Source organism: Treponema sp. UBA7570 (assembly GCA_002477955.1).
Lineage (GTDB): Bacteria > Spirochaetota > Spirochaetia > Treponematales > Treponemataceae > Treponema_D.
In genome coordinates, this window is the sequence record DLLE01000024.1 from 1 (window position 1) to 9,389 (window position 9,389).

Sequence of the window (9,389 nt, forward strand, 5' to 3'; positions counted from 1 at the left end):
AAAGTCAAGATTAAAACTTCAGTTTTAGGATTGACTTTTTAAGTTGTTTCGCAACGAAGTGAGAAACAACAGATGATAAGAAAGTTTGCAACGCAAACTTTTTAAAAACAGACGCAATTTTCGGCTGTTTTTATCTTATTTCTACCTTCAAAATCGCTACGGATGGCGAAATAAAAAGCACGCAAGTGCTTTGTGTCAAAAAAAATACAGGGAAGTATTTTTTTTGATACTACCTCCAAAATCGCCACTAACGGCGAAATACCCTGCCGTTCTCTCCAAATTTGCGTCAGGGGGTGGAGCCATGCCGAAGGCAGTGCGAAGCACCGCGCGCAGCAAGTGGCGGAACACCCGACGGCGTAAGCCGGGACGCCCGAATTTTTAGAAAAGCCACGCGTCTTTTACGAACGACATTGATTTTACTTTTTCCAAAAATTCGTTTGTGCCCGGGGCGGAAAGTTGTGTGTTTGCTTTTATTGTATAAGAACTTTCGCCTGCATTTATATGAAAATATACTGAACAACTGCCAGAATTTCCAAATAAAAACTCTTTTAAATTGAAAATTTGCTGTTCTTCCTTAAACCCGTCGTCCAGCTGAATGTGGATTTCCTGAATTGCACGGTTTTTGAGCATTTCTGGGTCTTCGAGGGCTTCGATTATAAACGATGGTTCTTCCCGGTCTGGCCTTGTGTCGAGCCGTCCGCGGAATGCATAGACTTTGTCGTTTTCGATTTTTGAAGACAGCTGTTCCCAGATTTTTGAAAAAAATGTTAAATCGATTGTGCCTGTATAATCCTGCAATTTTGCAAATGCCATTGTTGTTTGGTTTTTTGTGATGATTGAGCGCAGTTCTGTAATCATTCCAATCGCAACGTATTCTTTTTCGGTGTTTTTGAGCTGCCACGGTTTTGCGCCGGATTCGATTGCCGCTGCGTGCTGGCTTTTTGCGGCCTTTGATTCGCGGATTATATTCTGTGAGTTGAGTGTCGCTTTTTCGCAGGCTTTCTGGTAGTCATCGAGAGGATGTCCAGAAACGTAACAGCCAATGAGTTCTTTTTCCATATTCAGTTTTTCCATTTTTGTTGAATCTGGAATTGCTTCAAATTTGTAGTCGGCAAATTCTTTTTCGCCTGTGTTTTCAAAAAGGCTGATTTGTCCGTCGCTTCCTCCGGAAACTTTTTTTTCGGTATATGCCCAGGCAGAGTCGAGGTTTGCAATGAGGGTCGGACGGTTTTGGTCGAGGTTGTCGAATCCTCCGCATTTTATTAAAACTTCGACAGCTTTTTTGTTGATGGCAAGTTTTTCGCCTTTTTTCTGACCGCTTTCTTCGTCGATAATGTCTTCTTTTACGGTTATCATTCGTTCAAGAAAGTCCATGAAGGTTTTGAACGGACCGTTCTGGGTGCGTTCTTTTACGATTGCATTTGCGGCTGCGTTTCCCATGCCTTTTATTCCGCGGAATCCAAAGACGATGTGCCCGTCTACAACATCGAAATTTGAGTCTGAGCGGTTTACGTCTGGCGGATCAACTTGAAGCCCCATCCTTCGTGCTTCTGCAATGTAGACTGGAAGTCCGTCTGTCGATGTGATTTCGTTTGTAAGGTTCGCCGCCATAAATTCTGCCGGGCAATTTGCCTTTAGCCAGCCTGTTCTGTATGCGAGAACTGAATATGCCGCCGCATGAGATTTGTTAAATCCGTAGCCTGCAAACGGAACCATTATGTCGAAAATTTCGTCGGCGTGTTCTTTTGTAAAGCCTTGTTTTATTGCTCCTTCTTCAAATTCAACTTTTTTTCCCATCATAACTTCAGGTTTCTTTTTTCCCATGGCACGACGGAGCATATCTGCGCCGCCGAGCGAGAACCCCGCAATTCTCTGCGAAACCTGCATAATTTGCTCCTGATAAACCATAACGCCGTAAGTTTCTTTCAAAATCGGCTCAAGGCAAGGGTCAGGATAGTGAATTGTTTCCGGCTTCCATTTTCCGTCTATGTAGTTTGGAATAAACTGCAGTGGACCCGGACGGTAGAGCGCGTTTAATGCTACAAGGTCTTCGATTTTTTCCGGCTGGAATTGGCGCAGAATTTTTTGCATTCCAGGAGATTCAAACTGGAATACTGCAACCGAGTCGCCACGTTTAAAAAGATCGAATGTTTTTTTGTCGGTTTCGCTTACTTCTGCACAGATAAATTTTTTTTCGCCAGGCTTTTTGTGCTTGTTGATGATGTCTTCTGCGTAGCGTATGAGCGAAAGTGTTTTGAGTCCAAGATAGTCGAATTTTACAAGTCCGCAAGGCTCTATAATGTCCATTGTGTATTGAACGCCGACTTCGCCCGTTTTTGAATCTTTAAAAACCGGTGCCCAGTTTGGAAGAGCGGTCAAGCCGATTACCATTCCCGAAGCGTGCAGGCCTGTGTTTCGTTTGCAGCCTTCGAGTTTTAGTGCGAGATCGAAGAGTTTTTCGTAACGAGGATCGTGGCGGAATTCTGCAAGCTGTCCTCCGTCCGGAAATTTTTCATTAGGAGGGTCAAAGCAGTTTTTGAGTTTTGCCTTTAAGTTTTCGGAAACCTTCGACTTAAGCATATTTACTTCTGCAAGAGAAATTCCAAGCGTGCGTCCAACATCGGCAATGCAGTTTTTTGGTTTTAATGTTCCAAAAGTAACAATGTGTCCAACCTGCGGATCGCCGTACAAATCGCGTGTATGCTGGATTATATCCTGCCTGTAGTCGAAATCCATATCAACGTCAAAATCCGGCATTGAAACGCGTTCAGGATTCAAAAATCGTTCAAAAATCAGTTTAAAACGGAAAGGGTCAATGTCCGTAATTCCAAGCGAATAGGCAACAAGAGAGCCTGCTCCCGAACCTCGTCCCGGTCCAATCGGAATATACGGTTTTTCGCGGTTGTTTACATTGTCCCATGTTGATTTTGACCAGTTGATAAATTCCCATACTATTAAAAAGTAGCCCGAAAAACCCATTTTAAAAATAATTCCAAGTTCGTATTCGGCGCGTTGGCGGATTGTCGGCGTAATTTTCGGATACCGTTTTCTCAAACCTTCTTCTACAAGATGACGCATGTAATCGTCCTGGTTTTTTGTGTATTCGTCGCCATGCGTCTGGAATTCTTTTGGAAGCTCAAACCGCGGAAGACATTCTTTTAATTCCTGCGTTTTATACTGTTTAATAGTCAAATTGCACATATTCGCAATTTTTACTGTATTTTCGTAGGCATCGGGGCAGTCTGGAAAAAGCTGTCGCATTTCCTGTTCTGTCTTAAAATACCATTCGTGTTTTTCAGCGCCCATTGTCTGGTGCGGTTCGTTCATATTTTTCTTAAAGCCAATGCATCGCAGACAGTCCTGAGCTTCCCAGTCTTCTTTTTCGATATAGTGAATATCGTTTGTAACGACGAGCGGAATATCGAGTTTTCGCGCCATTGCAATCAGCATTTTATTGACAGTTTTCTGGTCTTCAAGACCGTGATCCTGCAATTCAATGTAGTAATGGTCAGGACCAAAGAGATTTTTGTATTTTAAGGCGAGTTCTTCGGCTTCGCTTTCCCTGCCCGCAAGAAGCAGCTGCGGCAATTCTCCGGCAATGCAGGCAGAACAGCAGATTAAACCTTCGTGATATTTTTCTAAAAGTTCAAAGTCGATTCTTGGTTTTCCGTAATAAAGTCCTTCCTGATAAGCAATCGACGAAAGCCAGCTCAAATTTTCGTAGCCTTTCTGGTTTTTGCACAAAAGAATCAGGTGAAAATAGTGAGCCTGCCGGTCTCCGTCCTCTCCTTTGTGCGAATAAGGAACATCGTTTTTTTCGAGATGGCTTCCGTATGCAACGTAAAATTCTTCGCCGACAATTGGATTTATGCCGTTTACATGGCAGAGTTTTTCAAAATTGAGCGCACCGAACATATTTCCGTGGTCAGTCAGCGCAAGTGCCGGCATATTAAGGCGTTTTGCCTTTGCAACAAGGTCGTCAAGTTTTGCACAGCTGTCCAAAAGCGAATAATCCGAGTGAACGTGCAGATGAACAAAATTCGCCGGTGGAGTTCCTTCCGGGGCTGCCTCAAAAACGTGATAATCTGCCATAATTCCTCCCAAAAACAGAGCACAATCGGAACAAAAAATTCCAGCATTTAGAAATGGCTTGATTTTATCATTTTTTTCGTAATTTGGGCACTACCCGCTTGTGCGGGCCGCTACGTTCCAGGTTCCGCTTACGCTCCATTTCCAAATAAATTTGGAAACGCTCCGCGCCTTGCACATCGCTAGTGCAGGCCAGAACTGTCAGGGCTTTAAATTCAAAAAAAATTGTGGGATAATTCAACACTATGAATAAAAAAATCGTATTTTTATTGTCGGGACTTTTAAATTTAATTCTTTTTACTGGTTGTGGAAAACTCGGCTACTCACTTGTTCTTTGGAATAACCCGGAAGCCGGAGTCCACGAAGGACAGATTGTAAAAGTTTATGTAAAATCAAACATTTCCCATTCTTATATCATTATGGGACTTGAAAATACACACAAAGTCGAAATTCCTCTCTGGCAGATTTCCGAGCCTCAGAGCAAGTCAAAAACCGAAAAGCTTGCTGCCCGCTATTCCAATTACGAACATACTTATGCAAACGTAAAACTCGACGGACTTCCGATTCGCTCTGGAACAGAAAACGGCTCAAAACAGGTTTACCGTCTTCGCAAAAACGAAGTAATCCGTGTTTTGTATCAGGGAAAAGGCGTAAAACCTACAAACGGCCATGGAGAGCTTCCCGGCGAATGGCTCCGCGTTTTAACCGGAACTGGAACTGAAGGCTGGTGTTATTCATACAATCTCAATCTTTTTGAACGCACAGAAAACCAGATTGCTGTAAAAACAGAAGTAGAAGAAGAAAAAATCGACGAAGAGCTTACAGCCGCTTTTTCAAAAAAATGGTATCCAGAAGAATATAAATCAATGCTTTCGAGCGGCCGTCTGGATTTGTCAAAAATGGACGAAAGTTTTGGATTTGATTTTGGACAGGTTGAATGGAAATATCCGGAAAAATCACCAGAAGAGCCTTCAGATTTGCCTTTGGACGAAAATCCGGGCGAACAGATGGAAGTGGAAATCCCGGAAAAAATTCCTGTTCCAAAAGTTGCAAAAGAAGGCGAAACTTTAACTTTTACAGCAACCCTGCGCACAGAAAACCTCGACAAAAAGTGGACTTATACAAAAATCAAAAAGAACGAGGACGGCGCGTATCAGCTCGATGGCCACGGAATTTACATCACTTTAATCGGAAAAAATTCGCTTACCGTTCAATATATGGACACTGACGGAAAACTTAAAAGCGAGAATTTTATTGCGCTTTCTCAAAATGTTCAGGCTGCGATCGAAACAGAAATTGAAAGACGAAATCTTGAAATTAAGAGTTTTGTGGATGAAGGTCCTGTCTATCACAGTTCAAACTACGGAACAATTATTTTTAGCGAAGACAATACTGCTGTCTGGAACAATTTTAAGCTGCTTGTTCCAGGCGTAATTTCGAACAGCGCGCATGGAAATATAAAAGTTTCTGTCAAATATTATTTGAGCAATCAGTTAAAGAAAGAATTTGACGGAATTTTGACATTCTCGTTTGAAGGAATGGACGAAGATGTAAGTTTTTTCTATAAAAAAGATCCGGAAGGCTTGCGTCTTGAAGATGCAAAAAAAGCGACAGTCCGCGGAAATCTTGTTACGGCCCGTGGCTCTTCTCCTCTTGTTATGTACTTTAGCAAAAATCACTAATTTGGAAAAATAAATGGCATTTGTTCAGTTTTCTCAGGTTTCCCTTGCTTTTGGAGACCGTGATATTTTAAAAAATGTTTCTGTGAACTTGCAGGCAGGCTCAAAAGTCGCTCTTACTGGAGCAAACGGAAGCGGAAAATCCACGCTCATAAAAGTTATGGCAGGCCTTGTTCAGCCAGACGGCGGTCAGCGCGTTGCGCAAAAAGACGCCAGAATTGCATATCTTCCTCAGAGCGGACTTACTCACCACGGTTGTTCTCTGCGTGAAGAAGCAGACAAGGCTTTTGGTTTTGGATATGAGCTTCAGGCCGAAATGGAAAAAATCGGCGACAAACTAAAAAACGGCGAAGGAAACGAAAAACTCCTTTTGGAACGGCACGATGCTATTTTGACCGAGCTTGAAGAAAGCGGATGGAATCGCCGTCAGGTTATGGCGGAGCAGGTTTTGGCAGGTCTTGGTTTTAGCCGCGAAGATTTAGATAAAAATTGTGAAGAATTTTCCGGCGGCTGGCAGATGCGCATTGCGCTTGGGAAAGCTTTGATGGTAAATCCAGATATTCTGCTTTTAGACGAGCCTACAAACTATCTTGATATTGAAGCCCGTGGCTGGCTGGAAAAATTCTTAGACAACTACAAAGGCGGATTTTTGCTTGTAAGCCATGACCGTTATTTTTTGGACCATACCGTAAACGAAGTTTATGAACTTTTTAACGGCGAATTAAAGCGTTATCCTGGAAATTACACTCACTACGAAAAAGTGCGCGAAATCGAACTCGAAACTTTAATTCGCGAATACGAAAAGCAGCAGGCAGAAATTGCGCACCTTCAGGAATTTATAAATCGCTTCGGTGTTCAGGCGACGAAGGCGGCTCAGGCACAGGAACGTCAGAAAATGCTCGATAAAATTCTCGAAAAACAGATTGTAATTCCTGAAAGCCTGAAAAAAATTCATTTTAAATTTCCTCCAGCCCCGCATTCTGGACGGCTGGTTGCAACACTTTCAAAAATTACAAAATCTTACGACGGAGAACACAATGTTCTTCAAAATTTGGATTTGGTTCTCGAAAACGGTGAGCGTTTGGTTGTTGCCGGACATAACGGCGCTGGAAAATCAACTCTCTTGCGAATAATAGCCGGAGAGGATTCTAATTTTTCGGGCGAAGTAAAACTTGGAAGCGGAGTAAAAATCGGATATTTTAGCCAGGACAATGCCGAAACGCTAAAGGGCAGCGCATCTGTTCTGGATACTGTAGAAAGCGAAGCTCCTTTGGAACTTATTCCCAAAATTCGCGATATGCTCGGTGCCTTTTTGTTTCGGGGAGACGATGTCCATAAAAGTCTTGATGTTCTTTCTGGCGGCGAAAAAGCGCGCGTTGCACTTTTAAAGCTTCTTCTTCGTCCTGTAAATTTTTTGATTTTGGACGAACCAACAAACCACTTGGACATGCATTCAAAAGATGCCCTTCTTGATGCTCTGAAAGATTTTGGCGGAACTGTTATCTTTGTAAGCCATGACCGCGGATTTATCGAGAATTTAAGCACTCGTGTTCTTGAATTAAAACCGGGGCAGTTCAGGCTGTTTCCTGGCGATTACAAATATTATATGGAGCGTCTTGAGCGCGAAGCCAGCGGTGAATTTTCTCAAAACGATGAACTAAAATCTTCTGCTCAGCCGGAAAAATTTTCTCAAAAAGAAGAAAAAACAGAAACAAAACGTTCGTGGGAAGAGCAAAAAAAAATTGAATCGGAAAGGCGCCGTGCCGAAAAAAACGTAAAAAATCTTGAAGAACAGATTTTAAAGCTTGAAGAAGAAAAATCTGCCCAGGAAGCGCAAATGGCAAAGCCGGAAGTCTATGCAAATGGTGAAAAAGCAAAATCCGTTCAGAAAAAAATCGATGAACTTGCAGAAAAGCTCGAAGAATTGAATCTTCAGTGGATGGAAGCGGCCGAAGCTCTGGAAAAATTTTAATTAGTTCGGAAGAAGATTGACAAAAAACAAACTGAAGACAAAAAACATAAAAAAATCTGACAGAATTTTTTTTATGGATTAAAATATTTCTATAGTCTAAATGGGGAGTTTTTTATGAAAAAAAGTTGTTCTTCAGTTTTTAAATGTTTAATTTTTTGTTTGCTTGTGGTTTTTGCCGTTTTTTTTGTTGTTGCTGGAACAAGATTTGTTTTCTTTTCGAAAACAGAATCGTCTTTAATGCAGGTTGCCAGGATCAAAGAATTGGAGTTTTCTTCCAATCTTGACGGTCAGCTTTTGCTCGCAACTCAAATGGCAAAATCGCCTTTAATTTCTGCTTATATGGAAAATCCTTCTGACCGAGAACTTTCTGAACGCGCTGCCGAAGAAATTCATTCTTATCAGGAAATGTTTAAGGGAAAAAATTCATTTTCTATTTCTGACAACGACCTGCTTTATTATTCTAACGGAAGGGTTCTTTACACTCTTGATAAATCCGATCCTGCAAATTCATGGTTTCCGACTTGCCTTGAATTAAAAGACGACTACACTTTTATGGTGAGTTACGACATTGCGCTTAAAAAATCCATGCTTTGGGTTGATGCGATTGTGCGCGACGGTTTTGGCAAAGGAATTGGCCTTGTCGGAACTGGAGTTGACCTTTCTGACTTTGTCGATATGATGTATCAAAATCTCGAACACAAGTATCAAATGTTTTTTTACAATAAAAACGGAGAAATTACAGGCGCTGCCGACACAAAACTTTTGGAAAACAAGACGAAAATTTCAGAAACGGTTCCTGCGCTTGACCAAAAGTATATGTTTTCGACAGGCGAGCTTTTTTTTAAGAGCAGGAGCGGAGCGTTTGTTGTAGCGCCTATTCCGTCGGTTGACTGGCAAATGGCGCTTTTTGTTCCGTATAATTTAAAAACTGCGTTGCCATGTGCAGCTTTTCCTGTTGCAATTGTCTTGATTTTTGCGCTTGCTCTTTGGGGGTTGATGACAGCAAGGCACTTTTTGCTGCCGCTTAGAGCGTTGAATAAGGCTGTTGGAGATTTTGCTTCTAGCGATGCTGATTTGACAAAAAGACTTCATTCAAGCGAGCCTGGTGTAAAATCTAAATTGATTTTGGATATAGAGAACGGATTTAATGTTTTTGTCGGAAAACTTCAGCAAATGGTTTTAAACCTCAAGAATTCAAAAGATGAGCTTAGCCGTGCTCTCGAAATTTTGCGTGCTTCAATCCGGGGAATTGTAAAATCTATTGAAGAAATTAACCGTCATATCGGAGCTGTTGAGGCTTCGATAAACGAACAGGGTTCGAGCGTAGACGAAACTTCGGAAACCGTTGAGCAAATTTCTTTAAAAATAAGCTCTCTTGGAAAAATGATTTTGCAACAAAACGAAGGCGTGACAAATGCCGGTTCTTGTATTTCGCAAATGATTGAAAATATCGATGCTGTAAATGATTCTGTTTCAAACCTTTCTCAGGCTTTTGTAAATCTTGAGACAAATGCAGGAAAAGGACTTGAAAAACACAAGCAGATGAATTCAAAAATTGCAGAAATTCAGACGCAGTCTGGAAAACTTTTGGACGCAAACCAAATAATTTCGTCGATTGCAAGCCAGACAAACCTTTTGGCAATGAATGC

At 41.7% G+C, this 9,389-nt stretch carries 3 protein-coding genes and 1 pseudogene; 3 read left to right on the forward strand and 1 reads right to left on the reverse strand.

The window, feature by feature from the left end; genetic code table 11:
* Positions 1-378: 378 nt before the first annotated feature.
* Positions 379-4,092 (reverse strand): DNA polymerase III subunit alpha, encoded by a 3,714-nt coding sequence (gene dnaE, locus B4N75_RS02335; protein ID WP_296706513.1) that lies wholly within the window; start codon positions 4,090-4,092, stop codon positions 379-381.
* Between the two features lie 242 nt (positions 4,093-4,334).
* Here dnaE and B4N75_RS02340 point away from each other — a divergent pair, with 242 nt between their 5' ends.
* From B4N75_RS02340 to B4N75_RS02350, 3 genes and pseudogenes are all read left to right on the forward strand, one after another.
* Positions 4,335-5,771: an SH3 domain-containing protein gene (locus B4N75_RS02340; RefSeq protein WP_296024339.1), complete on the forward strand. Its 1,437-nt coding sequence runs from the start codon at positions 4,335-4,337 to the stop codon at positions 5,769-5,771.
* Between the two features lie 13 nt (positions 5,772-5,784).
* Complete coding sequence (gene abc-f / locus B4N75_RS02345) at positions 5,785-7,740, forward strand: ribosomal protection-like ABC-F family protein (RefSeq protein ID WP_296706515.1); 1,956 nt, start codon at positions 5,785-5,787, stop codon at positions 7,738-7,740.
* 114 nt (positions 7,741-7,854) lie between these two features.
* A pseudogene (locus tag B4N75_RS02350) lies at positions 7,855-9,389 on the forward strand (hypothetical protein); the annotation flags it as partial.